The organism is Brevibacillus antibioticus (assembly GCF_005217615.1).
Lineage (GTDB): Bacteria > Bacillota > Bacilli > Brevibacillales > Brevibacillaceae > Brevibacillus > Brevibacillus antibioticus.
In genome coordinates, this window is sequence record NZ_SZNK01000001.1 from 3,288,930 (window position 1) to 3,315,409 (window position 26,480).

Consider the following 26,480-nt stretch of genomic DNA (forward strand, 5'->3'; position numbering starts at 1 on the left):
CTGTTATTCCCCAGCAACCTCCAGATTTTTAAACTGGTTGTAAAACAATTGATAATAGGTACCTTTTTGCTCGATAAGTTCGTCATGACTGCCCTTTTCCACGATTTCTCCCCGATCTACGACCATAATCGTGTCGGCATCCCGAATCGTGTTAAGCCTGTGTGCAATCACAAAACTCGTGCGCCCCTCCATAATGGTGAGGAGCGCATCCTGGATGTTTAACTCAGTCCGTGTGTCAATGCTACTTGTCGCCTCGTCGAGTATGAGCAGCGACGGCTTGGCGAGTATAACGCGGGCAATCGCCAAAAGCTGGCGTTGTCCCTGACTCAGGTTATCCCCATTTTCAGTCAGCATCGTATCATAACGCATCGGTAGCCGATTGATGAACACGTCCGCATTCGCCATTTTCGCAGCGGCTACTACCTCCGTATCTGTCGCGTCCGGCTTGCCATACATAATATTTTCTTTAATGGTACCCGAAAACAAATACGTATCCTGCAAAACAAAGCCAAAGCTGCGCCGCAAGCTGTCCCGCGAATACTCCCGAATGTCTTTTCCATCCAAATAAATCGTACCCGAGGTCACATCGTAAAACCGCGTGAGCAAATTCACAATGGTGGTTTTGCCTGCACCCGTCGGACCGACTAGCGCGATCGTGCTCCCTGCCTGTGCCTCGAAGCTAATATTTTTCAAAATCGGTTGATCTGGACGATAGCCAAAGCTGACCTGATCAAAAACGACGTGACCCTTGGGCTGTGCAAGCACAGTGGCACCCGGAGAATCCAATGGCTCCTCTCGTTCATCCAATACCTCAAACACCCGCTCCGCGCCAGCAACACCGGATTGAAGCACATTGAAAATGTTTGCGAGGTCATTCAGCGGACGGACAAACTGTCGGGAATAGCTGAGAAAGCTCGCAATCACACCGACTGTGATCAATCCTTTTACAGCGAGTACGCCTCCGACAATCGCTACCATGGCAAAGCCGAGGTTGTTAATCACGTTCATGATCGGCATGAGAAAGCCCGTCCATACCTGTGCCTTCATCCCGACCTTGCAGAGCCGGTCATTGATCGTCGTAAAATCCTCAATGGCCTTTTGCTCATAATTGAAGGCCTGCACCACCTGAATGCCTGAAATCTTCTCTTCAATGTGCCCATTTAGCTTACCCAGCTCCATCTGCTGATTTTTGAACAGGACACTCGTGCGTTTGGCAATCGTGCGTGTGAGCAGGAATACAAGCGGCACCGTGATCAGGCATGCGAGTGTCAGGATTGGAGACAAGACGAGCATCATCACCAGCGAACCGAGGAGCACGATCCCTCCTGACATCAACTGCGTTGTAGATTGAGAGATCGAGTTGCTAACATTGTCGATATCATTCGTGAGCCTGCTCATCAGCTCCCCATGCGTACGCGAATCGAAATAAGCAATCGGCAGCTTTTGTAGCTTGTCAAAAAGGGCTTGCCTCAGATTCGTGACGATCCGTTGCGAGATACCCGCCATCAACCAGCTTTGCAAAAACGTCAGTGCCCCATCGAAGATGTAGGAGCCGAGCAAGGCAAGAATGATGATAGACAAAAAGCTAAGAGCTTCCTCGCCACCTGTCATCGCATCAATTGACTTTCCGATCAAATAAGGCGCAGACAGCATGAGGAGTGCATCGACTAAAACAATGGCAAATACAATCGGCAGCAGCTTTTTTTCTTTGCCAAAAGCTTGCCAGAGCCTTTTTAGCGTAGCCGAGAAATTCTTGGGCTTACTCACTGGACCTCTAGCAGCACCATGTCCAAAGCCTCGTCCAGGTCTCGGTGAAAAGACAGGCTGTTGCTTCTGTTGACTCACCTTACTTCACCTCCCGGCCGATTTGTGACTGAAAGATTTCCTGATAGACCTGGCAAGAGGTCATCAACTCGTCATGCGTACCAATACCAGCAACTTCTCCATTGTCGAGTACGATGATTTTATCCGCATCCATGACGGACGTAATCCGTTGTGCGATCAAGATGCAGGTGAGGCCAGCCGCATAGGCTCGAAGCGCCTCCTTCATCTTCCCTTCTGTCGCCACATCTACCGCACTTGTACTGTCATCGAGAATGAGGATTTCCGGCTTTTTCACCAAGGCTCTGGCTATGGAAATACGCTGCTTCTGTCCTCCAGAGAAGTTGACTCCTCCCTGCCCTACGCGTGTCTCATAGCCTTCTGGAGTGGCGGAGATGAATTCGTGAGCCTGCGCCATACGTGCCGCTTGCTCGACCTCCTCGTAGGTCGCCTCTGCCTTTCCCCAACGAATGTTTTCCATCACCGTGCCTGTAAACAGCATTGTTTTTTGCGGTACAATCGCCATTTTTTCACGTAATCGCTTGGGTTCGATGTCTCGTACATCCATGTCATCTACCCGAATCGTGCCTTCCGTTACATCGTAGAACCGTGGGATCAAGCCAACCAGACTGCTTTTTCCAGAGCCTGTCGACCCGATAATCCCGACGGTCTCCCCAGGCAGACAAGTAAACGAAATCTGCTTGAGCACTAGCTGGCCGCCCTCTCCATCATATGAGAAGCTAACCTGCTCGAAGTCGATGCGTCCCTTTTTGCCTGGGAGCTCGTGAGGTTGTTCCTCTTTCCAGCTCATTTGGTTTTTCTCAGCAAATACTTCCCCGATGCGTCCCGCCGATGCTTTGGCCCGGACAAACATGTTAAATACTAAGGAAATCATCATGAGTGAAAACAAAATTTGGGTCATGTAGTTCGTAAACGTGATGATATGACCGACCTCGATGCTTCCTTGTTCTACGCCAAGCCCCCCAAGCCAGAGGACCGCGACAATTCCGAGGTTCATCGTCAGCATGATCGCGGGACTGAAGACGGACATCACCCGCGTAGCCGATACCGATTTAGATTGCAGCTCTTCGTTTGCCCGTATAAACTTGCCACGCTCAAAATCAAAGCGATTGAACGCCTTAACAACTCGTACGCCAGATAAATACTCGCGCATCGCACCGTTCACCCTGTCAAGTGCTTGCTGTACCTTCAGAAAGAACGGAAAACCGATTTTCATGTTCAAGAAAATAAACAGCCCCACAATGGGCACGACAATGGCGAGAATCACAGCCAAATCCACGTTCAATTGGGTTGCCATAAACAACCCGCCGATGCACATCAACGGCGCTTTGACGAATATTCGCATCATGCCGTTTACAAACATCTGTACTTGATTGACATCATTGGTCAGACGTGTCACGAGCGAGGCTCTGTCGAACTTGTTCAAGTTTTCAAAGGATAAGCTTTGTACTTTTGAAAACAAATCTGCACGCAGCTGCGCACCAAAGTTTTGCGAGACGTATGTGGCTAGCACATTGCGGATCGATGCCGCGACTGCCCCCAACGCCGTTACGAGCAGCATCAGCCCTCCTGTCTTAAGCACGTAGTCCATATCCCGGTTTGCTACACCTATATCAATGATGTGCGACAGGATCGTCGGCTGCAAAAGATCACACACCGCCTCCAACGCTAAGAAAAACATGGAAATCCCGGCGACTACGCCGTATTTTTTTATGTATGTTGTGTAGAAGCGCATCCGTTCACCCCATCTTTGTTTCTACGTACAAGATAACGCTTAGCTAGCGAAATGTCACGAGTGATTGTCTAATGTGATCCGTCTCGTCCGCGTAGAGAACCATCAGCCGATGACATTTTTGAGCCTACGAAGTTGCTGACGTTCTTTGACCCAGACGGGAATCCACTTGGGATGTGCCAGTATTGACAAAAAGGGCAAAAAGCCGGAATCCCTCTTCGATCCCATGCTTTTTGCCCTCATTTCTTTTTCGCAAACGGTTATTCCTGCGAAGTCGCTTGATCCATATACAAGAACTCCCACAGATGTCCGTCCAAATCTTGAAAGCTCCAGCTGTACATGAAGCCGTGGTCAATCGGATCTTTCGATGGTGTTGCGCCCGCGGCTAATGCTTTGCTTACGATCTCATCGACTTGCTCTCTGCTGTCCGCAGACAAGGCGACAATGACCTCGGTACTTCTGGTTGCATCCGTCAGCTCTTTTTTCGTAAACGTTTGGAAAAACTCTTCGACAAGCAACATGGCAAAAATGTTTTCGCTGATCACCAGGCATGCTGCATTTTGATCCGTAAATTGCGGGTTAAATTCATAGCCGATTGCCGTAAAAAAGTCGATCGACTTGTTGAGGTCTTTCACTGGTAAATTGACGAAAATCTGTTTGGATTGCAAAGCCATGTGTGATTCCTCCTCGGGTTTGTTTTTCCTTGATGTCTATATCCTAGCATTCCCGATTGCGCGAGGCTTCTTATGGATTGCTATTTTGCCAGGAAGGTAAGTTCATTAAAAATGACACCTACTGAATGTAGGAGTCATTCTTTAGGGTACATGTTCCATGACATTACTCAAGAAAAAGCGCCTTTGTAATCTTTTCTTTTCCTAATTTAACGGAAAAACGCCATGGTTGGATCAAAGCAAGCAAAAAGAGCATAAAACTTCCAAATAACAACCCGGTCATCACATCCCAACTAATTATAAAATCAAGTTGAAATGATTTCACGAAAATGAAACCGAGAAAATATCCTAAAAAACTTCCCAACATAAACGACATTATACCAAGAGTACACCCTTGTATTAGAACGATCTTTGTCAATTGGCGAGGGGTGATGGCAATCGCCCGCAAGATGGCATATTCCCTACGTTTTGCGAGAAAATTAGCACTTAGTGTCGTCATTCCACCCAACAAACCTACTAACCATATAATGCCGGTAGCTACAGTCAAAATAGCCATCCGCTGCCAGACTTGCTTACGTATTTCTTCCACAGCCTCATCAAAATGAACAAATCGCAAATCTTGATTCTGGGAGAGCAACTGTTTCATATGCTCTGCTACCGCTTCTTTTCTTCCTACCTCAGGCTGAATTAAGATAGATTCAACCACTAAATCTCCTTGACTAGAATAAGGTTTGTTTACCACATTCTGACCCCAATCAACCAAGATAACATCCGAAAATTCAGCCGGAATCATAGGGAGTCTATCTACAATACCTGCTACCATTAACTGCGCATTACGCCCTTCTCGTTCCACAGTTAGTGTATCTCCAGACTTAATACCTAAGTTATTTGCATACTCTTTCGTCACAAATATTTGATTGGTCAAATCACCTGAGACTTTTGGTAGCCATCCCTGGTTCATCATCTTCTTTAAATCGACTAACTTATATTCGATTCTCATTTCGCTTTCAGTAGACTGTTGTTTTGACTGTAGCCATTTTTGATTCGTCTGAGAATAATCAAAGTCTTTTATTTTCGCCCTTTCCACATACGATACAGGGATAACAAAAGAAACACCCGGTATTTTTTCAATTTCATGCGCAAAATTGTAATGTAAATCACTTGAAGTTTCTAAAATATTCTTCATTCTAAATTCTGTTAAAAACTGTTCTTTTAACTGGGCTTCCAAATTTACTTGATACGAGCTCATAAATCCGCTAATTGATAGAAACAAAGTAGGTGCTAATGCAAGAACAAAAATAGTTAATCCACTTTGCTTTCGCTCAGCTATTAAATTTTTTATTGCCAAAATAGATACGCTACCCCCAGCTCTCTGAACCAACCGTGACACCATATTTAAAATGGCTTTCACCCAAAACGAAATACTGAGGAATATCGAGGTAGTGGCGAGTAGTCCACCTGCAAATTTACATAAAATATTTACTCCATCTGAATCTGGAGCTGTGAATGTAAAACCTACAAGTAACAAGACAATACTTAGACATATACAAAGCAAAATAACAGCCTTCATCCGCTTTGATATTTCTGTCTGTTGTTTCTTACTATCCCGAACGAGTGCGATCGGATGTACCTTAGCAGCCCGTCTAGCTGGAAATAGGGCTATTAAAAATATAAAGAGACAGCCAGCAAAAGCGGCTAGCGCACACTCAAACCAAGGGACGAAGAAACCTCGACTATCTATCCCCATCCATTTATTCACGCCAGAGCTCAATACACTAGCGGCGATAGTCCCGACCAAATAGCCAAAAATTGTAGCAGAACAAGCAATAATACTCGCTTCCCGCAAAACAATGCCATATATTTGAAATTTACTAGCTCCAACTGCTCGCAATGTTGCCAATTCTTGATATCGTTCACGGATCGACAACAAAAAATTACTAAGCACAAACATGGCACCAGCCAATATCGCCATCATTCCAATGGCATAGCTCAATACCTTTAAACTCTCAATATTTTTCTTCTCTTCTTCTAATGGTTCGACTTTATCAATTTCTAAATCGCTATCAACTAAATTTTTTATTGCACTGATCACTTTATTTTTATCATAATCTTGCTTAATATCGACTAAAACTAGATTTGGCGTGAACTTCATTCCGTAGAGCTCCGAAAACTTATCTGCTGAAATATAAGCAAACTCAGGTGCTCCAGATTCCCCTACGGGAAAATCAATAATATTTGAGACTCGTAATTCTACTTCACCACGTTGTGGCATTGGCAAAGTGATCACATCATTTACTTGCACTTTGAACCGCGATGCTAAAGCAGAAGAGAGTGCCACTTCCTCTTTTGCTAATCGACTATTGAGACGAAAATGTTCTAACGTTAATTTGGAATCGTCAATAGCACTTAGCATCATTTTCTTTAACTCGACACGATTATCCGGGAAGTCGAGAGGAAAATTAATGAGCGCTTGACCCGTTTTCTCAATCCCTGTAATATTATTCAGTTTCATTATATGCTCGTCAGTCACAACTTTGTCCGATTTGTAGCCTCGATACCCAACCATTAAATCTGTCGGACCGAACTTCTCGTATTTTTGCATCTCCAACGTATAAGTTAGGTTTCCATAGAGAGCAATTAAACTAACAAGCAAAGCAATGCCAAACGTTGCTCCTAAAGAAGATAAAAGCAATCTTTTTTTCTTTGCCCAAATCATTCGAAAAGACAAGCGAGTTAACCCATTATTCATAATAATGTCCCCTCTGTAAGATCATGGAGCTTATCCATAATTTTAAACGCTCGCTTGCGCCTATCACCATTTTGGTCGTTTTGCATCTCATATACGATTTGTCCGTCTTGAAAAAATAAAACTCTGTCTCCATAAGTAGCAACTACTGGATCGTGTGTTACTAACACAATGGTTTGACTGAGCCGAACCCGCAAGTCGTCTAATAATTCCATGACCTCTGTTGAAGTTTTTGAATCAAGATTTCCTGTAGGCTCGTCTGCCAACACTATCGGGGCCCCATGAACCAGTGCCCTCGCAATTGCTACACGTTGTTGTTGCCCCCCAGACAATTCACTCGGTAACTTATCGCGTTTATCATACAAGCCGACACAACGTAACATATCTTCTGATCTTTGCGTGGCCCGCTTCTCCTTTTCACCTGCTATTATGAGTGGCACTGCTACGTTCTCTAGAGCTGTTAGCGATGAAATGAGATTGAAAAATTGAAAAATAAAACCGATCGTTTTCCTGCGATATTCGGTTACATGTGGCTCTTCATCAATTTTCTTCATTTCTTTACCTTCGATCCAAATCTCCCCAGACGAAACTGGTTCTAAACCACCAAGAATATGCAAAAATGTTGATTTACCAGAACCACTTCGTCCCATTACAATAACGAATTCTCCTTTACGGATGGAGCAATTCAAATCCTTAAGGGCAGAAAATACATTCTCTCCCTCCCCATACTGCTTCGAGATACCTCGTACTTGAATTAGAGCACTCATGATTAGCCCTCCTGTAATTGCAGATGACTCTCAACACCTGGATCTTGATACCACTTCGCCTGAGCATTAAACATTCTGGAGTATTCTCCATCAAGCTCCATCAATTGTTGATGGTTTCCTTGTTCAACCAATTTGCCATCCCTTAATACAAGAATTCTATCTGCCAAACGGGCTGGCCCGAGTCGATGGGAGATCATAATTGCTGTTTTATGTTTCGATAACTCACTGAAACATTTAAAAATTTCCAATTCAGCTTGCGGATCTAATGCAGACGTTGGCTCGTCGAAAACAAAAATATCTGCATTTCTCATAAACGCCCTGGCTATCGCCACCCTCTGCCATTGTCCGCCTGACAATTCTTGCCCTCCCAAAAACTCCTTACCTAAAAGGGTATCGAGCCCATTTGTAAATTTCTGCACTAAATTCTCTACACCTGCATTTTTCAATGCAGTAACAATGACTTCATCTTGATCCATTTGATCTACTTGACCAAATCCTACATTTTCACGGATTGTATATTGATATTTACGTCCCGCTCTTCAAATAAGAGACATAGCGAAAAACCAGGGAATCCTCTCCCTGGTTTTTCTGTTGTTACGATTGTTATTATCTACGCACCCACTCCCCTGTCAGCGCATCCACCATATAGAGCGGTGTGTCATGATAATAAATATGATAGACGAGACGCGGTTCCATTTTCCCTGTAGCTGGGTTCTCTATCAGCTTGTAAACCAATCGCAGCGGACGATGGGTGATGTATACGCTAGTCGCGTCTTCCCGTGACATTGCCCTGCTTTTGTCAGGAAGCGGTTTTGACCCCTCGGCATATGGGGGAATGATTCCGATCACCTGTTTCCTGTCCACATTAAAATGAACGGTATACCTCCCCATAATCTGTACTCCCTGATGGGACTTGAAGAATTGATAGGTTTCGATGTTGCCTTTTCTTGTGGCAGAACCAAGTAGCAGTTCTTTGGTATCTAACGGAAGGTATTTCTGAATCTGCTTAGCTGCTTCTTGAACATTTTCCAGCTTCGGATGGGGGAGCTTCTCCGCTTTTTCATGGATATTTCCATACCGATAGTCAAGAATATTGCCTGTTTCTGTCACCACGGTCAGTTCCATTTTCTGTTTGGATCGCGTCTCTACTTTGTACGTATGTTCGCCTGATCCTTGATGAACCACGAAGGAAAAGGGATGCTCGAATCCCCACTCCCGAAAAAGTCTATCTGCTTCTTCGATGTCAGGAGCTACCAGCTTTACGCCTCCCGGTTTCACCGGAATTGACGGCATCTCTACGAGACTGTAATCGGGATGATAGCGCTCCGTGGGATAAATTTCTCCTGTGATGGCATCGATATTACCTGAAAATGGAAACTCGTATTGCAACCGCCCTTCTCCCTCTGAATAGAGGAGCCGGGCACTTTGCCCAAAAATTTGCTCAGCCTGCTTCACTGGCATTGCCTTTTGGGGATCAGGAAAGACCATGCCTGTCGTATCGTTTGTCTGTACCACTTTTTTATGATGCCTGCCCGCCTTGTCTATCGTAAATGTATATTGGTCTTCAAGAACCGGAATGTTGTTAACTGTCTTATTCATCACGACATGACCTGTTTCTGTATTGGACAGCGTGCCGTTTATCGCATATTGACTCGCATCTCGCCCTGCCAATTCTTGTAGCAACTTCTTCGCCTGCTCGTATACAGGATGAGCGGGAAGCTGTGGACTACTTGTTGCCGTCACCTGAGGGTCCACGCGTTCGTTTTGCCCCATCCCAGCCATGATATACAGCCCAAATCCAGAAGCGATCACGACAGCTGTCATTCCTGCTTTCAACGGATTCATGAACATCCGTCTCCTCTTGCCGACTCGACTTGTTTCTTGTTCCAGCACTGAACGTAAACTCTGTACAAACTCCTTACGTGGGGGTGTACTTTTTTGCAGAGTCGCTAACCGTTCCAGCATATCTCGTTCATTTTGCCAATCCACTGTACAACTCCCCCTTCTTTTTATGCGTCAGTTTGCCATGCAACAGCTTCAGTGCTCGGTGCATCGTCGTTTTGACGTTTGATTCTGAACAACCCAGTATTTCAGCTGTCTCTTTGACGCTGTACTCTTTAATGCCACGCAAAATGACAACCATGCGGTAATGCGGTGGCAGTCCCTTGATCGCAGCGATCAATTCCTGCTCGTCCTCCCGGCTTTCCGCTTCCTGTTCTGGATTCCCTTCCGAGGCTGGCATCACAACAGACAGCCAGTCTCCCGACAACAGCTTTTGCCACTTGCGTTTTCGATAGTAATTCATCGCTGTATGCTTCGCGATCGCAAACAGCCATGTCTTCACGTCAGATCGCTCTTCAAATCGTTCAAGCGAGCGAATCACCCGCAAAAAAACCTCCTGCGTCAAATCTTCTGCATCATTCTGACTGCCGGTAAAGTACAGCAAAAATTGATACACATCATGATAATGCCGCTCATAGATGGCCATGACCTGATGTTTCATTTCTTCATACAAAGAAGCTCCTCCATTCTCTTGCTGTCGGCTGATCGACTACTTTCCTATAGCGAAAATTTTCTAGGATACCCATTAGTGTCTTGAGCAGGAAAAAGGTTACAGCAGAATGTTTGAAAATGTTCAGGAATGCAACAGCGACGGATGGATCGGGTAGCCTATAATTTACATGAGTCCTGCTACTTTCCTGATAACACAAGAAGTAAGAACGGAGTGACTGTATGTATAAACGGCTACTAGCTATCCCGATTGCCGCTTTGCTCCTCGTCCTGTCAGCCTGCGGCAATGGTGGACAGACGGGCGATTCAGCGGCAGCGAAACCGACCAGATCGATCACTTACTTAGGCAACACTTATACAATTCCGGCCAGAACCAAAGATATTGTTTTCGTAGGCTTCCCTGCTTCGTATGAAGATTCTTTCTTGCTGGGAATCCCGCCGGTCGCAGCAACCATGGATAAAAACGGAAAGTTCCCGGCGGAATATCAAGCCATGATCAGAAATGCCAAGCATCTCCCTTATCATATTACAGATAACCTAGGTGAGCTGGTTGCCCTCGAACCTGACGTCATCATGACAACCGACAAGACCTCCAAGGAAGACTTGGCCAAATTGCAAACCGCTGCTTCTGTCATCCCCGTCTCTACAAACGGAGCTCATTGGCAAGAAAACTTGCGTCTACTCGCTGATGTTCGTGGAAAAGATGCCAATTTGGATACTTTTGTAGGTAAAGTGATGCAAAACGCACAGGAACTCCGCGACAAGCTCGCTCCACTTCCAGAAAAGAAAGTGCTGACGTTGTGGTTCCAAGAAGGCTCCTTCTACGTCTATCCAAAGGATGAACGGTACAATTACCTGTTATATACGGACTTGGCCCTGCCTGTCCCAGATGTCGTTGCAAATGTCCAGGAGAGTACCGCGCTCTCAATGGATGCTTTGGCAAAAGAAGATCCCAACTTCTTGTTTGTGATGGTCACCAAAGAAGACCAGCCCGCTTTTAAGCAATTGCAAGAACAGCCTGCATGGAAAAGTCTAAGTGCAGTCAAAATGGGTCAAATGTACGTGAATGCTGTTGAACCAGGATTGGCTGGTGGCACGGCCTACAGCAACCAATCGTTTTTAAATGCGATTCGAAAACAAATGCTAAAAATGAGTGAATAAAAAGATGGGCTTTGCTCATACTATACTCATCGAGCTCGGTGGTGTGTTCTCAATCAGGCTTAGTCCTTTACGGAGGCGATGTGCCATGGATGATTTACACGATCACCTAGTGAGTAAGGAAAACCGCACACTGCTTTAAGCTTCTAACTTCATACTGGAGGTAGATGCGTCGCACGTGATGATCGGTAACACCTCAAAACTAACGAGCTCGATATATGCCGTCTCCTTTATGGGGGCGGTTTTATTTCTTTTGAAAACCGTTTGTCGGGCGGTAGTGGTGGGGAGGAAACAGGAGAAAACGCTCAGCTTCTTGTCCCACCCGCTGAGGGATTCACTGCCCGGCTCCATGAAAAAAAGCGAAACCCGCGTCCAAAGTCGTCCTTTCAGGAGGTGTCTCAGAGGTGGACGCTAAAAGCTTGTTTCGCTTTTTTTCATTGCGCCTCGGTCGGTGTACCAAAGATCTTCGCTTATTTCTCCTGTTTCCTCTACGAGCTTTCCGTGTTAGACGAGTTTTAAAAGCCTTAAAAGATGGAAGAATTTGTTCAGTCACGACAGAGAAGAATATTTCCAGACGTAGCGACTTGTGGAGTCCTACCCAGCGGAGAAGGGATTTGCGGGCAACAGAAACGCAACCGTGCCCGTGCTACGAAGCGGCTACCACTTTTGCGTTTCTCCGCAAATCCCTTCGGAGCGGACAGTCTTAACCCCCAGCAGGACGGAGCCTGGAGCCTAGAATGGAAATATTCTTCTCTCCCCCACAGCCACATTTTAGGAACCTTATGCTGTTGCTGTAGTGCTGGAAGGAAACAGGAGAAAACGCTCAGATTCTTGTCCCACCCGCTGTGGGATTGACTGCCCAGCTCCATGAAAAAAAGCGAAACCCGCGTCCAAAGTCGTCCTTTCAGGATGTGTCTCAGAGGTGGACGCTAAAAGCTTGTTTCCTTTTTTTCATTGCGCCTCGGTCGGTGTACCAAAGACCTTCGCTTATTTCTCCTGTTTCCTCTACGAGCTTTCCGTGTTAGACGGGTTTTAAAAGCCTTAAAAGATGGAAGAATTTGTTCAGTCACGACAGAGAAGAATATTTCCAGACGTAGCGACTTGTGGAGCCCTACCGAGCGGAGAAGGGATTCGCGGGCAACAGAAACGCAACGTGCCCATGCGACGAAGCGGCTACCACTTTTGCGTTTCCCCGCGAATCCCTTCGGAGCGGACAGTCTTATCCCTCAGCAGGACGGAGCCTGGAGCCTAGACTGGAAATATTCTTCTCTTCACCAAAGCCACATTCTTAGGAACATGAAGTCGCTGTCGTGATGGGGAGGAAACAGGAGAAAACGCTCAGCTTCTTGTCCCACCCCCTGTAAGATTGACTGCCCGGCTCCATGAAAAAAAGCGAAACCCGCGTCCAAAGTCGCCCTTTCAGGAGGTGTCTCAGAGGTGGACGCTAAAAGCTTGTTTCTCTTTTTTTCATTGCGCCTCGGTCGGTGTCCCAAAGATCTTCGCTTTTTTCTCCTGTTTCCTCTACGAGCTTTCCGTGTTAGACGGGTTTTAAAAGCCTTAAAAGATGGAAGAATTTGTTCAGTCACGACAGAGAAGAATATTTCCTGACGTAGCGACTTGTGGAGTCCTACCCAGCGGAGAAGGGATTCGCGGGCAAAAGAAACGCAACCGTGCCCACGCTACGAAGCGGCTACCACTTTTGCGTTTCCCCGCGAATCTCTTCGGAGCGGACAGTCTTATCCCCCAGCAGGACGGAGCCTGGAGCTTAGACTGGAAATATTCTTCTCTCCACTACAGGCCAATACGCAGCCACATTTTAGGAACCTTATGCTGTTGCTGTAGTGCTGGGAGGAAACAGGAGAAAACGCTCAGATTCTTGTCCCACCCGCTGTGGGATTCACTGCCCGGCTCCATGAAAAAAAGCGAAACCCGGCGTCCAAAGTCGTCCTTTCAGGAGGTGTCTCAGAGGTGGACGCTAAAAGCTTGTTTCTCTTTTTTTCATTAAGACTCGGTCGGTGTACCAAAGATCTTCGCTTTTTTCTCCTGTTTCCTCTACGAGCATTTAGTGTTAAACGGATTTTAAAAGCCTTAAAAGATGGAAGAATTTCTCCAGTCACGACAGAGAAGAATATTTCCAGACGTAGCGACTTGTGGAGTCCTACCCAGCGGAGAAGGGATTTGCGGGCAACAGAAACGCAACCGTGCCCGCGCGACGAAGCGGCTACCACTTTTGCGTTTCCCCGCAAATCCCTTCGGAGCGGACAGTCCTATCCCTCAGCAGGACGGAGCCTGGAGCCTAGACTGGAAATATTCTTCTCTCCCCCGCAGCCAATACGCAGCACATAAAAAAGACCTCTGTCCTAAAACAAAGGTCTTCTCATTTAAAACATTATTCACCTAAATCAACGTTATGGTACACCTGCTGTACATCGTCCAAGTCTTCCAAAGCATCGATCAGCTTTTCGAATTGAGCTTGTACATCTTCTTCCAGCGTTACTTCGTTTTGTGGCAGCATGGTCAGTTCAGCTACCGTAAACTCATTAACGCCAGCGTTTTTGAGTGCTTCTTGTACAGCGTGAAACTGTTCTGCATCTGCGTAAACAATGACAGCACCGTCTTCATCCAAAATGTCGCGCACGTCTACGTCCGCTTCCATCAAGATTTCCAGTACTTCATCAGAAGTTTTGCCTTCAAAGCCAAATACCGCTGTTGGGTCAAACATATAAGCTACGGAACCGGATACGCCCATGTTACCGCCGTTTTTATTGAAAGCGGCACGCACTTCAGGAGCTGTTCGGTTTACGTTGTTGGTCAATGCATCCACGATGATCATGGAGCCGTTTGGCCCGAAGCCTTCATAACGCAGATCGCTAAACGTTTCATCAGAGCCGCCCTTTGCTTTATCAATCGCGCGGTCAATAATCGCTTTCGGTACGCTGTACGTTTTGGCACGCTCCAGAACGACCTTCAGAGCACGGTTGGACTCTGGGTCCGGCTCGCCTTGCTTTGCCGCTACGTAAATTTCCTTCCCGAACTTCGCGTAAATACGACTGGTGCTCGCGTCTTTAGAAGCTTTCTTTTCTTTAATATTGTTCCACTTACGACCCATAATCCCACTCTCTTTCAATATGACAGATTAAAAATATAAAAACTCCGGATTCCTTTTACACACTAGCCTATTATACCTCAATCTGATGAAAGATGTTAAGCAGTGGAAGAATTTAAAAGCACAGCCCCTGATTAGGAGAGCTGTGCTTTGCTTTTTGAATCTTATTTCTTGGTCAATCCTTCGTAAATCGTTTTGATATTCCATTCCATCATTTTGATGTACGTATCGCCATCTTCCCCCGGCTTTCCGAGAGAGTCCGTAAATACTTTCCCGACAATCGGTACACCCGTTTCATTCGAGACCATCTCCATGCTGCGTGGATCGATACTCGTCTCGACAAACAGAGCCGGGATTTTTTTCGCACGGATCGTATCTACCACCTGTGTCACCTGCTCTGGAGTTCCTTGGTTCTCCGAGTTGATTTCCCAAATGTAGGCCGCTTCAAAATCGTACGCTTCGCTAAAATATTTGAACGCTCCCTCGCTCGTCACGAGCAAACGCTGTTCCTTTGGAATCTGGTTGTATTGCTTAACAGCTTCCTCGTGCAGAGCTGTCAACTGTTCGATGTACTTCTTGGCGTTTTGCTCATACGTTTCCTTGTGCGCTGGGTCCACCTTGATCAGGGCATTTTTTGCATTCTCCGCATACTTGATGCCATTGCGTACATCTAGCCAAGCGTGCGGGTCTTCTTCGCTTTCTTTGCCTTTGGTCGTCAAGTGCTTGGCTGCTACGCCTTCACTGAGACGGAAAACTGGTGCATCCGGACCAGACTTGCCCGCTGTACTCATGAGATTATTGAACCAAGAGTTACCCGCCTCCAGATTTAAGCCGTTGTAGAAAACAGCGTCTGCATCCGTCGTTTTTTGCACGTCAGCAGGCAGTGGATCATATTCATGAGGATTGGAGCCAATCGGAGCGAGACTATGGATCTCTACCCGATCTCCTCCTACGTTTTTCACGATGTCATACAGGATGGAATACGTCGTTACGACATGCAGCTTGTCACTATCTGATTTCGCGGGCTCGTTCGCACTTTGCGGAGCACTACACGCTGCCATCAACACGGTTGAAATAAGAAAAACAAAAAACAGATTCCACTTCTTCATAACGATAATTCTCCTTTAGTTTAAGAGCTCGAATCGTTTTTGCCGAGCTCGGATTGATTTCCATACCACCCCGTGTTTTCGGGAGAAGAGAAAGGCCAGGAAGAACAGCACAGTTGCAACCACGACAATCGTGGCACCAGAGGCCAAATTATAGGTAAAGCTAAAATAAAGGCCGATAACCGAAGACAGCATCCCAAAACCGCCAGCCAAAAAAATCATGATCGACAAACGGTCCGTCAAAAGATAGGCAGTAGCAGCTGGTGTAATTAGCATGGCGACAACGAGCACGATTCCTACGGTTTGCAAGGAAGCCACCGTTACCATCGTCAACAAGGTCATCAGCAAGTAATGAATGAGGTTATTACGCAAGCCGTAGGCAGCAGCAATGATCGGATCGAACGAAGTCAGTAACAGTTCTTTGAAAAAAGCGTAGACTGTTACGATGACGATGACCCCGATACCAACCGTCACCCACATGTCTGACGAACGCACTGCCAATACATTCCCGAACAAAATGTGATACAGATCGGTACTGCTTTGCAGCATCGTAACCATGATGATCCCGATCGCAAAGGCAGACGTGAACAGAATTCCAATCGCTGTGTCGTTCTTGATGCGGCTATTTTGGCTCACGTAGCCAATTCCAACAGCGGTGAGCACACCCGTTAAAACAGCGCCCACGAAGAAATTGATCCCAAAAGCATAGGAGAGAGCCACTCCAGGCAAAACAGCGTGTGAGATGGCATCCCCCATTAAGGACATTCCCCGCAAGATGATAAAGCTACCGATGACACCGCAGATTAATCCAACCACTACAGATGTAAACAATGCTTTTTGCAAAAACTCATACTGTCCAATTGCCATCAAGAAATCCATTATGCAAGCACCTCGGTCTTTTCGAGAAATGGTAGTTGATAGGAATATGCTCTCGACATGACTTCTCGATTCAGCACTTCATCGACCGTACCGAACTTGATCAATTCTTTGTTCATGAGAAGAAGCTGATCAAAATACGCATATGCTTTGGACAAGTCATGATGGACGACGACAATCGTTTTGTCCTGAAACTGCAACTCTTTCAAAATGCGAATGATGGTGTCCTCACTCGCCACATCAATCCCCACAAACGGCTCGTCCAGAAGCAGCAGCTCCGGTTTTTGGGCAAGTGCCCTTGCCAGGAAGACACGCTGTTGCTGACCGCCAGAGAGCTCCCCAATCTGCCTGTCGCGGAAATCCTCCAGCCCTACTTTTCTCAGGCATTCCAGCGCCCACGCTTTTTCCTTTTTTTTCGGAAATTTGAACAGTCCGACACTTGGGTATGTCCCGATCAGCACTGTATCCATGACGGTGATCGGGAACGTCCAGTCAATCATGCTCCGTTGTGGTACATAGGCAATTCTCTTCCGGAATTCATTTGTCTCTTTCCCAAAAATCCGGACATTCCCCTTATCTCTCGGAATGAGGTCCAAGAGTGCTTTGATCATGGTTGACTTCCCTGCCCCGTTTGGACCGATGATTCCAACCATACTCCCTAGCTCAACGTCAAATGAGACATCCCGTACAACTTCGTTCCCAAAGTAAGAGACATGTAAGTCCCTTACCGCGATAGCAGCTTCCATGATTCTTCCCTCCAAATAATAGCCCGTTGTATGATCCCGTCCAAAAAACGATGGTGAAACGGGTAATTCCAACATGTACATATGCTTACACGCAACAATGTAGTCTTGCACCAATATTATTTACCCAAGAAAACTAATGTGCATGTGTATAAAAAAGTTTCCCTGATGCAAAATTAAATGATTTTCATTATCATGTCAATATATTCTTTTTTCTGAAATACAAAAAAGAAGCGCAGCCCTTGTTTAAAAGAGTCAACACTTCCAAAATGTTCCTATTTCGTTCATAATTAAAAGCTTTTTTTCTATAAAAATAAATATACATATGTGAAACAACAATAGTTATGTTAATATGAACATTATCTGTTTGATAAAAATCTAAAAATTAAAAACTAACTAAAAATAAAGAGAGGTGGATCGTATGCAGGATCAAAAATTGGAGAGAGGTCTAAAAAACAGACACGTACAACTCATCGCGATCGGCGGAGCAATCGGAACAGGATTATTTTTGGGCGCAGGTAAATCGATTCATTTGGCCGGCCCATCCATCTTATTTGCTTACTTGATTACAGGCATCATCTGCTTTTTAATCATGCGCTCACTCGGGGAGCTCCTCTTGAGCAATTTGAACTACCATTCGTTTGTGGATTTCGTCAAAGACTATCTGGGGAACATGGCCGCATTTGTCACGGGCTGGACTTACTGGTTTTGCTGGATTTCGATCGCCATGGCCGACCTGACAGCGGTTGGTTTATATACGCAGTATTGGTTTCCGGAAATACCGCAGTGGATGCCAGGCTTAATCGCCCTCATGATTTTGTTAATCATGAACCTAGCTACGGTGAAGCTTTTTGGAGAAATGGAATTTTGGTTCGCGCTTGTTAAGGTCATCGCGATTCTCGCCCTGATTTTTGTCGGCATTTTCATGATCATCAAGGGCTTTTCTACGAATGCTGGTGCATCTAGCTTCACGAATCTCTGGAGTCATGGGGGTATGTTCCCGAACGGCTTCAATGGGTTCCTTCTCTCCTTCCAGATGGTGGTGTTCGCATTTGTTGGGATCGAGCTTGTCGGGCTAACAGCCGGTGAAACAGAAGACCCAAAACGAGTCATTCCAAAAGCGATTAACCAAATCCCGATTCGGATTTTGATTTTCTACGTTGGCGCACTCATCGTCATCATGAGCATTTATCCTTGGAACGCGATCAACCCGTTGGAGAGCCCATTCGTACAGGTCTTCGCAGCGATTGGTATTGCAGCCGCTGCCGGTATCGTCAACTTCGTTGTACTGACTTCCGCTGCTTCCGCATGTAATAGCGCCATTTTTAGTACAAGCCGGATGGTTTACTCCCTTGCCAAAGAAAAGAATGCACCTGTGCCTCTCACCAAACTGACTGCCAACAAGGTCCCGGCAAATGCACTACTCTTTTCGACGGTTGTTATCCTAATTGCAGTCGTATTGAACTACGTCATGCCAGAAGGCGTCTTTACACTGATCACAAGCGTTTCTACCGTTTGCTTTATCTTTATTTGGGGTATCACCGTCATCTGTCATTTGAAATATCGCAAAACGAGACCAGATTTAGCAAAAGCGAATTCATTTAAAATGCCGCTCTATCCTTTTGCCAACTACCTGATCCTGGCATTCCTTGCCTTCATTCTGGTCGTGTTGGCACTCGCAGAAGATACACGAGTCGCCTTGTTCATCACACCTGTGTGGTTTATTCTGCTCGTTGCGATTTACAAACTGCGGAAAACGAAGACAAATGAAATAAAGGTAGCAGAACACTAAGCAGCGCCTCCTATTTTCACTTTCAACAACGGTGAAAATGGGAGGTGCTTTATTTTGGGATGTCCTCGCGTTGCGCCCCTTCAAATACCCCTTCGATCACAAGCCCCTTTTTGCATTTGAGATAATACATAAACGGAAAATAGGAGATGAGGCCAAACAAGATAGCACCCAAGCCATACAGCAGCGGTACAGAAAGCACATGCAAAATTCCTGCTACCCATCCCTTCACCTGCATACTGAAGAGCAGAGCTTCCGAAGCGCTCACCTGCCCCATTACGAGTAAAACTAGAAAACGAAAGGCCCCATCCAAAAGCCCGATCGAAACCCCAGCTCCCACGCACAGCTTTAGGTAGGACGATATTTTTATGTATTTGACTTTTACTCTCGTCATACACTGCACCCTTTTTTCAAAATTTATTAAAAGAAAACTAGCTTCCTTCTGCTTCGATGTGTACTATATGTAAAAAACCAAATCCAGCATGAGGTGATAGTAAACATGACACAGCAGCATTCGTCCTTTGCAAGACCTCCACTCGCAGATTGCATTCCTGATCTCGTTGCCTTTTCCAGAGGGGAGAAAAAAGCGACCCTCTTCATCCATAACGGCACTCTCGTCAATGTTCTCTCCGGTGAAATCTTGCCGAATATGTCCATCGCTGTCGTTGGCACCCGTATCGCCTATGTCGGCCCTTTTGTGGAAGGGATGACGGATGAATCCACCAGGATCATCGATGCAAAAGGAAAGTATATGGCACCAGGACTGTTGGACGGGCACTGTCATATCGAGAGCAGCATGCTGTCCGTGACGCAGTTTGCCAATGCGGTATTGCCACTCGGAACGACAGGCGGCTTTTTCGATGCGCATGAGATCTCGAATGTTCTCGGTCTACCTGGTTTGCGGATCATGCTGGATGAGGCGAGACAAACACCCATGGCTGCTTACATGCAGGTCGCTTCCTGCGTCCCTTCTACAGATGCTTCTTTTGAAACGGCTGGGGCAGAATTCGGACCAGCAGAGGTCGCGGAAGCATTGAGCTGGGGACCAGATATGATCGCACTCGGAGAAGTCATGAATTTCCCAGGTGTCGTGTACGGAGACCCGAAAATGATTGGAGAGATTCAAGCGACACTGCGGGCAGGAAAAGTGGTAGATGGTCACTATACATGGCCTTCAAGCGATCCACGTCTGGCTGCTTATGCCGCTGCGGGTGTAACCGGCTGCCATGAGTGTGTGACCAGCGAAGATGTCGCACAGCGCGTACGCCTCGGCATGTATGCCAAAATGCGCCGTGGCTCTGCGTGGCACGATGTTGCAGCAACGATCAAAGCACACACCGAACAGGGCATTGACTCCCGCCGGATGATGCTCGTGTCCGATGACCGCATCTGTGATTCGTTGAAAGAAGAAGGACATATGAACTTCATCGTCAGACACGCGATCTCGCAAGGAGTGAAGCCCGTTACTGCCTTTCAGATGGCGACCATCAATACAGCAGAACGATTCGGTGTCGCAAGAGATGTAGGCTCGATCGCACCGGGTATCATCGCCGATATCATTTTGCTCGACGGGCATCTGGCTGATGTGAATGTCGTGATGACGATCGCGGGTGGTGAAGTAGTGGCGGAAAACGGCGAAATGACGCTCGAACTTTCCCCGTTCCCTTACCCTGAGTATGCCATCAACTCTGTGAAAATCAAGGATGAGCTCACTCCATCTGACTTCATTATCAAGACCCCTATTTCGTCTGGGGCGATCAAGACGCGCGTGGCAGTTGTCCGAGAAAATCACGTAGAGACGGACGAAGTGTTTGTGGATGTGGCTGTTGCCAATAGTGAGCTTCAGATTACGCCCGAGAGCACGTTGTGCAAAATGGCTGTTTTCGAACGCCATGGGAAAACTGGCGGCTCAGGCATCGGGCTTGTCGGCAATGTCGGATTTAACCAGCCAGCAGCGATTGCCATGACTGTAGCCCATGACTGCCATAACGTGCTTGTCATCGGGAACGACGATGAGCGGATGGCACAAGCTGCCAATGCTGTGATCCGCATGCAAGGCGGTATCGCTGTCGTGACTGGAGACGGCGAAATCGTGGAGCTTCCGCTGCGTTTAGCCGGACTGATGTCGACCGAGCCTTATGAAACAGTTGTAAAGCAATCCATGGAGATTAGCCAAGCATTGGTGAAGGCGGGCTGCACGATGAACTACGCCTTTATGACATTGTCTTTGCTTGCTCTGGTCGTCATACCGACGTTACATATATCGGATACGGGCTTGATTCGCATTTCAGATGCGGGATTTGAGCGAGTATCACTGTTTGTGGAATAACTGTGGTATCCCCCTCTTTTGCGAATGTGCAGAAGAGGGTTTCTTTTTTGGCTCTCATTCTTCGACCAACTGAACCACTTTGCATAATTGATAGAAATAGAAAACCCCACGCATTTGTACGAGATTCAACTGATCCAGATAGCGCAGCGTTTCCAAAGCGATGTTTCGCGCCTCCTTCACATCCTCTTCATTCATGCTCGCGATGGCTTCCTTTAGCTCCACAACCGGTAAAGAATAGACAGCAGGTCGCAGCGTACGTAGCAGCATGATTTTGCGGATTTGCGAGCGATTGAAGAGACGGTATCCATTTTTCTCATGCCGGGAAGTCGTAATGAGTCCCACCTTTTCCCAGTGTCGGATCGTTGAGCTGGGCAGCGAAGTTATTGTTGCTACCTCTCCAATCGTCATCCATTCGCTGTTTCCAGCTTCCTGCCCCTTTCCTGCTGGGCCGTCTTCGAGCATCGTCACGTTTCGTTCAGCTAACTGCTTGTCTCGCTGCAAATTAGCCTGTACCTCATTCACACGCCACAGAGCAGCCTGCAACTGTCTGTCCTGGATCAGTCGCATGACCTGCGCCGTCACTTCCATCCCAAAGCCAGGAGACATGGTTTGAATACAGGTAAAATAAGCAACGTGTTCCTCCGTATACTTCCGGTAGCCGCTCGCTGACCGCTCCACAGGCGGAATCAGCCCATGCGCTTCATAATTGCGCAAGGCGCTTGTGCTCAGCTTCAGCTTACGTGCAATATCAATGGGACGCATGGCGACCACGGGCCTCCTTTCCGACTTTCTTTGATAAAGATTAAAGCTCAGTTATAAAGTTGTTTCAATCTTAACCCACTTTATTCCTTTTTCTTTAGATGGACCTTAGAATTCGCACGAATGTTGTAAGATGAATGTGACAAGTGGAAGGAGGCGCATTGACCCATGCACAAAGCTGAATTCGAACGGCAACTGACAACGCTCATTCAAAAGGGCTATCCTGAAATGGCGGGCATGACAGCAGATGAGTTTAGGGAAAAACTGACCCCGCTGCAACCACTGACAGAAGCTCTCCCCATTCAAGAAGACGACCAGCAAGAGGGCCTCGTCCCCTTTGTTCTCGTGGTAAAAGGCGATTGGTTCGACGGAGAAAAAGCGATGCAAGCCATCGAGCGGCAAAAGAAAGCTGGCTTCAGTGTCATGGATGCGGAAGAAATCCGACGGTTTACACCCATCGAGGGCATTGAGATTCCTACAGGAATGGCTTACCTGATGACTGGAATTAATACAGGAAAAGAGACGCTGAACGTCACTCCGAATGACGCGATGCCCATCCTCTTAGAGCAACAACGTTCTCCGCTCACGCTGGAGGAAGGGGTTGCCTTGATCACTCACTTCCCGGATCTGGTAAAGAAAAACAACGGATTTTCACTGCTCGGCTCTCGTTGTGGCGACCGACGCGTAACCGCTATGTGGATCAGCGAAAATAAACCGAAGCTAGGCTGGTGCTGGGCGGGCAATCCACATACGTGGCTCGGTTCGGCTTCCTGCCAAGCTCGTTTGGACGAAAAAAAACCTTGAAGCTCATTCAAGGTTCTTCTTCCACCTTCACGATTACGCCAATGCCGCTTTAGTCTACCTGTGCTTTGGCTGCTCGATTACTGATGGAATCTTTGTAAGCAACAATCTTACGTTCTAGCATATCATCCACATCGATTAACATTTTTATTTGTTGCTCAATATAGCGTTTATGTTCTTCTAAAAGAGTCAATCGAGCTATGGTCGTATGTTCTCCTTCTAAAAACAGGGAGGCGTACTGCTTTATTTTTGAAATCGGCATTTGCGTTTCTTTTAACTTGATAACGAATTGCAGCCATCGAATATGTGAATCGTTATATCGCCTGTCACCACTTTCAGTGCGATCCGGAATAATGATTTTTTCCTTTTCATAATAACGCAACGTGTGTGTGCTTATCCCTAATAGATGTGCCACTTCACCAATTGTGTACATAAGAAACCTCCACATTGATCTAATACCCTTGACTTAGAGTTCACTCTAATCAGTATAATCAGCTTATCGTTACTCCTCAATGAAAGCTAGTAAATAAAATACAGGAGGGATATTCATGAAATATACGGTTATTACGGGAGCAAGTTCTGGAATTGGCTTTGAAACCGCTCTGGCATTTGCTGCTCGCGGAAAAAACTTAATTTTAGCAGCTCGTCGAACGGAAGAATTAGAAAAGTTAAAAGTGAAAGTGGCTGACGTGAACGCAACATTGGATGTAGTCATTCGATCCGTTGACTTGAGTGTGAGTGCCAATGTCCATGAGTTTTATGACAGTCTAAAAGATTATGAGATCGAGACTTGGATCAACAATGCAGGGTTCGGGAACTTTGCATCTGTCGGGGAACAAAACTTGAATAAAATCGAGTCCATGCTTCATTTGAATATTGAAGCGCTCACCATTCTCTCCTCTCATTATGTTCGCGATTATGCAAATGTAGAAGGCACGCAAATCATCAATATTTCTTCAGGCGGAGGCTACAGAGTCATCGCCGATGCCGTGACTTATTGCGCAACGAAGTTTTATGTAAGTGCCTTTACGGAAGGTCTGGGACAAGAATTGATCGAGAATGGTGCAGCCATGCGAGCAAAAGTCTTGGCACCTGCTGCTACAGAGACCGAATTTGCGCAGCGTTCCTTCGGTATTGACAATTTTGATTATGCTGGTGCATTACCAAAGTTCCATACAGCGGCACAAATGGCTGGCTTCCTGCTCGATTTATATGACAATGATAAGATCGTAGGAATCGTAAATGGAGTAACCTATGAATTCGAACTACGTGATCCCATCTTTACGTATGTGCCGAAGGTTAGAGATTAATCGGGACGTTGCTGACAAAAAAAGAGGATGCGGCAGTCGCATCCTCTTTTTGTTGTCTTACACCATAACTTTGCAAATGTCGTTCGTAAACTCTACCGGGTCTTGAATCGGCAAGCCTTCGATCAAGAGAGCCTGATTGTACAGAAGTGCCGTATACAAATTGACCTTTTCCTTGTCTGTGTCAAATGCACCCTTCAACGACTGGAACACCGCATGGTTCACATTGATCTCCAGTACCTTGTCTGCCTTCACATTCGAATTGTTTGGCATCGCATTCAAGATTTTTTCCATTTCAATCGTTACTTCACCCTCTGTCGACAAGCAGACAGGGTGTGACTTCAAGCGTTTGGAAGCTTTGACGGCTTTGACTTTTCCTTCGAGCAGCGATGCCATATAGTCGAACAGCTCTTTGTTGTTTTCGTTTTCGGCTTCGGCAGCTTTTTCTTCTTCGCCCGGTTCGATTCCCAAATCCCCGCTCGATACGGATTTGAATTCCTTTTCCTTGTAGTTCATCAACATTTTGATCGCGAACTCATCGACATCATCTGTGAAGTACAGGATTTCGTAACCTTTCTCGGATACGAGCTCTGTTTGCGGCAGCTTTTCGATTCGCTCGATCGACTCGCCGGATGCGTAGTAGATGTACTTTTGATCTTCTGGCATTCTCTCTACGTACTCTTCTAGCGTCACCAGCTTCTTCTCTTTGGAAGAGTAGAACATCAACAGGTCTTGCAGTGTTTCTTTATGCATTCCGTAGTCGCTGTACATGCCGTATTTTAGCTGTCTGCCAAACGACTTGTAGAACAGCTCGTATTTTTCCCGCTCTGTTTTCAGCAAGCTTTGCAGCTGGCTTTTGATTTTGCTCGTGATGTTTTTCGCAATTAGCTTCAATTGACGGTCATGCTGGAGCATCTCACGAGAAATGTTGAGCGACAGGCTCTCGGAGTCAACCATCCCTTTAACAAAGCTGAAGTAGTCTGGAAGCAGGTCCGCGCATTTGTTCATGATGAGTACACCGTTCGCATACAGCTCCAGACCTTTTTCGTACTCCTTCGAGTAGTAATCAAACGGCATGCTCTCCGGGATGTACAAAATCGCCTGATAGACAACGGCTCCATCTGCATTGATGTGGATGTGCCCCAGCGGCTTGTCGAAGCCGTAATGCTTACTCGCATAAAACTGCTCGTAATCCTCAGTCACAAGCTCGCTTTTATTTTTTCGCCAAATCGGAACCATGCTGTTCACGATTTGTTCTTCCGTCACTTGTTCGTACTCGTTTTCGCTGCCCTCTTTTGGCTTATGCTGCGTAACGTCCATTTTAATCGGGTAACGAATGAAGTCAGAGTACTTTTTGATAATCGCTTTTAAACGGTACTCCTCCAAAAACTCGTCGTAGTTCTCTTCTTCTGTATTTTCCTTGATTTCGAGAATGATTTCGGTCCCGACGGAATCTTTTTGATAAGGCTCAATCGTGTAGCCATCCGCACCGCTGGACTCCCATTTGTACCCTGTGTCGCTGCTCAGAGCTTTACTGATGACCGTAACCTTGTCGGCAACCATGAAAGCCGAGTAGAAACCTACGCCGAATTGACCGATGATGTTGTAGCCATCCTTTGCGTCGTTTTCTTTTTTGAACGCCAACGAACCGCTTTTCGCAATGACACCCAGATTATTTTCCAGTTCATCCTGCGTCATGCCGATCCCGGTATCTGTCAGGGTCAAAGTTCTGGTGTCTTTGTTAACTGCTACTTTGATGTAATAGTTCTCTTTATCGAACACCAATTGATCATCGACAAGCGACTTGTAGTACATTTTGTCAATCGCGTCACTCGAATTGGAAATCAACTCTCGCAAAAAGATTTCCTTTTGTGTGTAAATAGAATGGATCATCATTTCCAACAGACGTGTAGATTCTGCTTGAAACTGCTTTTTTTCCATGAAATACCCACCCTTCCAGACTTCTTATGTATTCCTTCTTCAATATTAGCACTCTCACCTCGCGAGTGCTATTTACTATTTTTATAACAGTCTTAGATTTTTCTGTCAATATGATCTAGCTAGAAAGAAAACTCTCCAGCGTGAAGGTTTTCGAAAGACTGCGCCTAATTAAGAAGTTCACTTGAAAATCGACACGTATGCAAAAGTAAAGGTCTACAGAATAGGAGTAGTATCAGGCCTCCGTTCTATTTGAGGAACGTATTGCAATAGATTAAGAGCAGCTTTATGATGATAAA

At 46.2% G+C, this 26,480-nt stretch carries 21 protein-coding genes; 5 read left to right on the plus strand and 16 right to left on the minus strand.

The window, feature by feature from the left end; all coding sequences use genetic code 11:
• Positions 1 to 3: 3 nt before the first annotated feature.
• The 8 genes from E8L90_RS15355 to E8L90_RS15395 all read right to left on the minus strand — a co-directional run bounded on the left by E8L90_RS15355 (position 4) and on the right by E8L90_RS15395 (position 10,273).
• Entirely contained in the window at positions 4 to 1,845 is a 1,842-nt protein-coding gene (locus tag E8L90_RS15355; RefSeq protein ID WP_137030143.1) for an ABC transporter ATP-binding protein, read from the minus strand.
• 1 nt (position 1,846) lies between these two features.
• Complete coding sequence (locus tag E8L90_RS15360) at positions 1,847 to 3,577, minus strand: ABC transporter ATP-binding protein (protein WP_137030144.1); 1,731 nt, start codon at positions 3,575 to 3,577, stop codon at positions 1,847 to 1,849.
• Between the two features lie 257 nt (positions 3,578 to 3,834).
• Complete coding sequence (locus tag E8L90_RS15370) at positions 3,835 to 4,248, minus strand: VOC family protein (RefSeq protein WP_137030145.1); 414 nt, start codon at positions 4,246 to 4,248, stop codon at positions 3,835 to 3,837.
• Between the two features lie 163 nt (positions 4,249 to 4,411).
• A complete protein-coding gene (locus tag E8L90_RS15375) occupies positions 4,412 to 6,994 on the minus strand; it encodes an FtsX-like permease family protein (RefSeq protein WP_137030146.1) in 2,583 nt (860 codons plus the stop codon).
• Positions 6,991 to 7,758, minus strand: coding sequence for an ABC transporter ATP-binding protein (locus E8L90_RS15380; RefSeq protein ID WP_137030147.1), 768 nt, complete (start codon positions 7,756 to 7,758; stop codon positions 6,991 to 6,993). The genes E8L90_RS15375 and E8L90_RS15380 overlap by 4 nt, the downstream gene beginning before the upstream one ends.
• Before the next feature lie 2 nt (positions 7,759 to 7,760).
• Positions 7,761 to 8,270, minus strand: a complete 510-nt coding sequence (locus E8L90_RS15385; protein WP_137030148.1) for an ATP-binding cassette domain-containing protein — start codon at positions 8,268 to 8,270, stop codon at positions 7,761 to 7,763.
• Positions 8,271 to 8,364: 94 nt separating this feature from the next.
• The gene (locus tag E8L90_RS15390) at positions 8,365 to 9,747 is read right to left on the minus strand and encodes a hypothetical protein (protein WP_137030149.1); all 1,383 of its coding nucleotides are present in this window, start codon (positions 9,745 to 9,747) and stop codon (positions 8,365 to 8,367) included.
• On the minus strand, positions 9,731 to 10,273 hold the full coding sequence (locus tag E8L90_RS15395; RefSeq protein WP_137030150.1) for an RNA polymerase sigma factor: 543 nt from the start codon (positions 10,271 to 10,273) through the stop codon (positions 9,731 to 9,733). Before E8L90_RS15395 ends, E8L90_RS15390 begins: the two co-directional genes overlap by 17 nt.
• A gap of 218 nt (positions 10,274 to 10,491) precedes the next feature.
• Between E8L90_RS15395 and E8L90_RS15400 the strand changes: the two genes are divergently transcribed.
• The gene (locus tag E8L90_RS15400) at positions 10,492 to 11,430 is read left to right on the plus strand and encodes an ABC transporter substrate-binding protein (RefSeq protein ID WP_137030151.1); all 939 of its coding nucleotides are present in this window, start codon (positions 10,492 to 10,494) and stop codon (positions 11,428 to 11,430) included.
• A gap of 2,386 nt (positions 11,431 to 13,816) precedes the next feature.
• Here E8L90_RS15400 and E8L90_RS15420 read toward each other — a convergent pair.
• From E8L90_RS15420 to E8L90_RS15435, 4 genes are all read right to left on the minus strand, one after another.
• Positions 13,817 to 14,536, minus strand: coding sequence for a YebC/PmpR family DNA-binding transcriptional regulator (locus tag E8L90_RS15420; protein ID WP_137030152.1), 720 nt, complete (start codon positions 14,534 to 14,536; stop codon positions 13,817 to 13,819).
• Between the two features lie 161 nt (positions 14,537 to 14,697).
• A complete protein-coding gene (locus tag E8L90_RS15425; protein ID WP_137030153.1) occupies positions 14,698 to 15,642 on the minus strand; it encodes a metal ABC transporter substrate-binding protein in 945 nt (314 codons plus the stop codon).
• Between the two features lie 15 nt (positions 15,643 to 15,657).
• Positions 15,658 to 16,518: a metal ABC transporter permease gene (locus E8L90_RS15430; RefSeq protein ID WP_137030154.1), complete on the minus strand. Its 861-nt coding sequence runs from the start codon at positions 16,516 to 16,518 to the stop codon at positions 15,658 to 15,660.
• Entirely contained in the window at positions 16,518 to 17,261 is a 744-nt protein-coding gene (locus tag E8L90_RS15435; RefSeq protein WP_137030155.1) for a metal ABC transporter ATP-binding protein, read from the minus strand. The genes E8L90_RS15430 and E8L90_RS15435 overlap by 1 nt, the downstream gene beginning before the upstream one ends.
• Before the next feature lie 418 nt (positions 17,262 to 17,679).
• Here E8L90_RS15435 and E8L90_RS15440 point away from each other — a divergent pair, with 418 nt between their 5' ends.
• Positions 17,680 to 19,050, plus strand: coding sequence for an amino acid permease (locus tag E8L90_RS15440; protein WP_137030156.1), 1,371 nt, complete (start codon positions 17,680 to 17,682; stop codon positions 19,048 to 19,050).
• A 49-nt stretch (positions 19,051 to 19,099) separates the two neighbouring features.
• Here the strand turns inward: E8L90_RS15440 and E8L90_RS15445 are convergent, their stop codons facing one another.
• The gene (locus E8L90_RS15445; RefSeq protein WP_137030157.1) at positions 19,100 to 19,441 is read right to left on the minus strand and encodes a hypothetical protein; all 342 of its coding nucleotides are present in this window, start codon (positions 19,439 to 19,441) and stop codon (positions 19,100 to 19,102) included.
• Positions 19,442 to 19,546: 105 nt separating this feature from the next.
• Here E8L90_RS15445 and E8L90_RS15450 point away from each other — a divergent pair, with 105 nt between their 5' ends.
• The gene (locus E8L90_RS15450) at positions 19,547 to 21,376 is read left to right on the plus strand and encodes an adenine deaminase (RefSeq protein WP_137030158.1); all 1,830 of its coding nucleotides are present in this window, start codon (positions 19,547 to 19,549) and stop codon (positions 21,374 to 21,376) included.
• A 54-nt stretch (positions 21,377 to 21,430) separates the two neighbouring features.
• Here E8L90_RS15450 and E8L90_RS15455 read toward each other — a convergent pair whose 3' ends face one another.
• Positions 21,431 to 22,138 carry a MerR family DNA-binding transcriptional regulator gene (locus E8L90_RS15455; RefSeq protein WP_137030159.1) on the minus strand — a complete coding sequence of 236 codons (708 nt, stop codon included), beginning with the start codon at positions 22,136 to 22,138 and terminating at the stop codon, positions 21,431 to 21,433.
• Between the two features lie 165 nt (positions 22,139 to 22,303).
• Between E8L90_RS15455 and E8L90_RS15460 the strand changes: the two genes are divergently transcribed.
• Positions 22,304 to 22,939, plus strand: coding sequence for a DUF5701 family protein (locus tag E8L90_RS15460; protein WP_137030160.1), 636 nt, complete (start codon positions 22,304 to 22,306; stop codon positions 22,937 to 22,939).
• Positions 22,940 to 22,988: 49 nt separating this feature from the next.
• Here E8L90_RS15460 and E8L90_RS15465 read toward each other — a convergent pair whose 3' ends face one another.
• Positions 22,989 to 23,369 carry a MerR family transcriptional regulator gene (locus E8L90_RS15465; protein WP_137030161.1) on the minus strand — a complete coding sequence of 127 codons (381 nt, stop codon included), beginning with the start codon at positions 23,367 to 23,369 and terminating at the stop codon, positions 22,989 to 22,991.
• Between the two features lie 115 nt (positions 23,370 to 23,484).
• Here E8L90_RS15465 and E8L90_RS15470 point away from each other — a divergent pair, with 115 nt between their 5' ends.
• Complete coding sequence (locus E8L90_RS15470) at positions 23,485 to 24,246, plus strand: SDR family NAD(P)-dependent oxidoreductase (protein WP_137030162.1); 762 nt, start codon at positions 23,485 to 23,487, stop codon at positions 24,244 to 24,246.
• A gap of 57 nt (positions 24,247 to 24,303) precedes the next feature.
• Here E8L90_RS15470 and htpG read toward each other — a convergent pair whose 3' ends face one another.
• On the minus strand, positions 24,304 to 26,184 hold the full coding sequence (gene htpG, locus E8L90_RS15475) for a molecular chaperone HtpG (RefSeq protein ID WP_137030163.1): 1,881 nt from the start codon (positions 26,182 to 26,184) through the stop codon (positions 24,304 to 24,306).
• Positions 26,185 to 26,480: the final 296 nt, after the last annotated feature.

Bases quoted from the DNA above. Each gene is read 5' to 3' on its own strand.
- E8L90_RS15360 (WP_137030144.1), bottom strand. From the start codon at position 3,577: ATGCGCTTCTACACAACATACATAAAAAAATACGGCGTAGTCGCCGGG.
- E8L90_RS15370 (WP_137030145.1), bottom strand. From the start codon at position 4,248: ATGGCTTTGCAATCCAAACAGATTTTCGTCAATTTACCAGTGAAAGAC.
- E8L90_RS15375 (WP_137030146.1), bottom strand. From the start codon at position 6,994: ATGAATAATGGGTTAACTCGCTTGTCTTTTCGAATGATTTGGGCAAAG.
- E8L90_RS15380 (WP_137030147.1), bottom strand. From the start codon at position 7,758: ATGAGTGCTCTAATTCAAGTACGAGGTATCTCGAAGCAGTATGGGGAG.
- E8L90_RS15400 (WP_137030151.1), top strand. From the start codon at position 10,492: ATGTATAAACGGCTACTAGCTATCCCGATTGCCGCTTTGCTCCTCGTC.
- E8L90_RS15420 (WP_137030152.1), bottom strand. From the start codon at position 14,536: ATGGGTCGTAAGTGGAACAATATTAAAGAAAAGAAAGCTTCTAAAGAC.
- E8L90_RS15425 (WP_137030153.1), bottom strand. From the start codon at position 15,642: ATGAAGAAGTGGAATCTGTTTTTTGTTTTTCTTATTTCAACCGTGTTG.
- E8L90_RS15430 (WP_137030154.1), bottom strand. From the start codon at position 16,518: ATGGATTTCTTGATGGCAATTGGACAGTATGAGTTTTTGCAAAAAGCA.
- E8L90_RS15435 (WP_137030155.1), bottom strand. From the start codon at position 17,261: ATGGAAGCTGCTATCGCGGTAAGGGACTTACATGTCTCTTACTTTGGG.
- E8L90_RS15440 (WP_137030156.1), top strand. From the start codon at position 17,680: ATGCAGGATCAAAAATTGGAGAGAGGTCTAAAAAACAGACACGTACAA.
- E8L90_RS15445 (WP_137030157.1), bottom strand. From the start codon at position 19,441: ATGACGAGAGTAAAAGTCAAATACATAAAAATATCGTCCTACCTAAAG.
- E8L90_RS15450 (WP_137030158.1), top strand. From the start codon at position 19,547: ATGACACAGCAGCATTCGTCCTTTGCAAGACCTCCACTCGCAGATTGC.
- E8L90_RS15455 (WP_137030159.1), bottom strand. From the start codon at position 22,138: ATGCGTCCCATTGATATTGCACGTAAGCTGAAGCTGAGCACAAGCGCC.
- E8L90_RS15460 (WP_137030160.1), top strand. From the start codon at position 22,304: ATGCACAAAGCTGAATTCGAACGGCAACTGACAACGCTCATTCAAAAG.
- E8L90_RS15465 (WP_137030161.1), bottom strand. From the start codon at position 23,369: ATGTACACAATTGGTGAAGTGGCACATCTATTAGGGATAAGCACACAC.
- E8L90_RS15470 (WP_137030162.1), top strand. From the start codon at position 23,485: ATGAAATATACGGTTATTACGGGAGCAAGTTCTGGAATTGGCTTTGAA.
- htpG (WP_137030163.1), bottom strand. From the start codon at position 26,184: ATGGAAAAAAAGCAGTTTCAAGCAGAATCTACACGTCTGTTGGAAATG.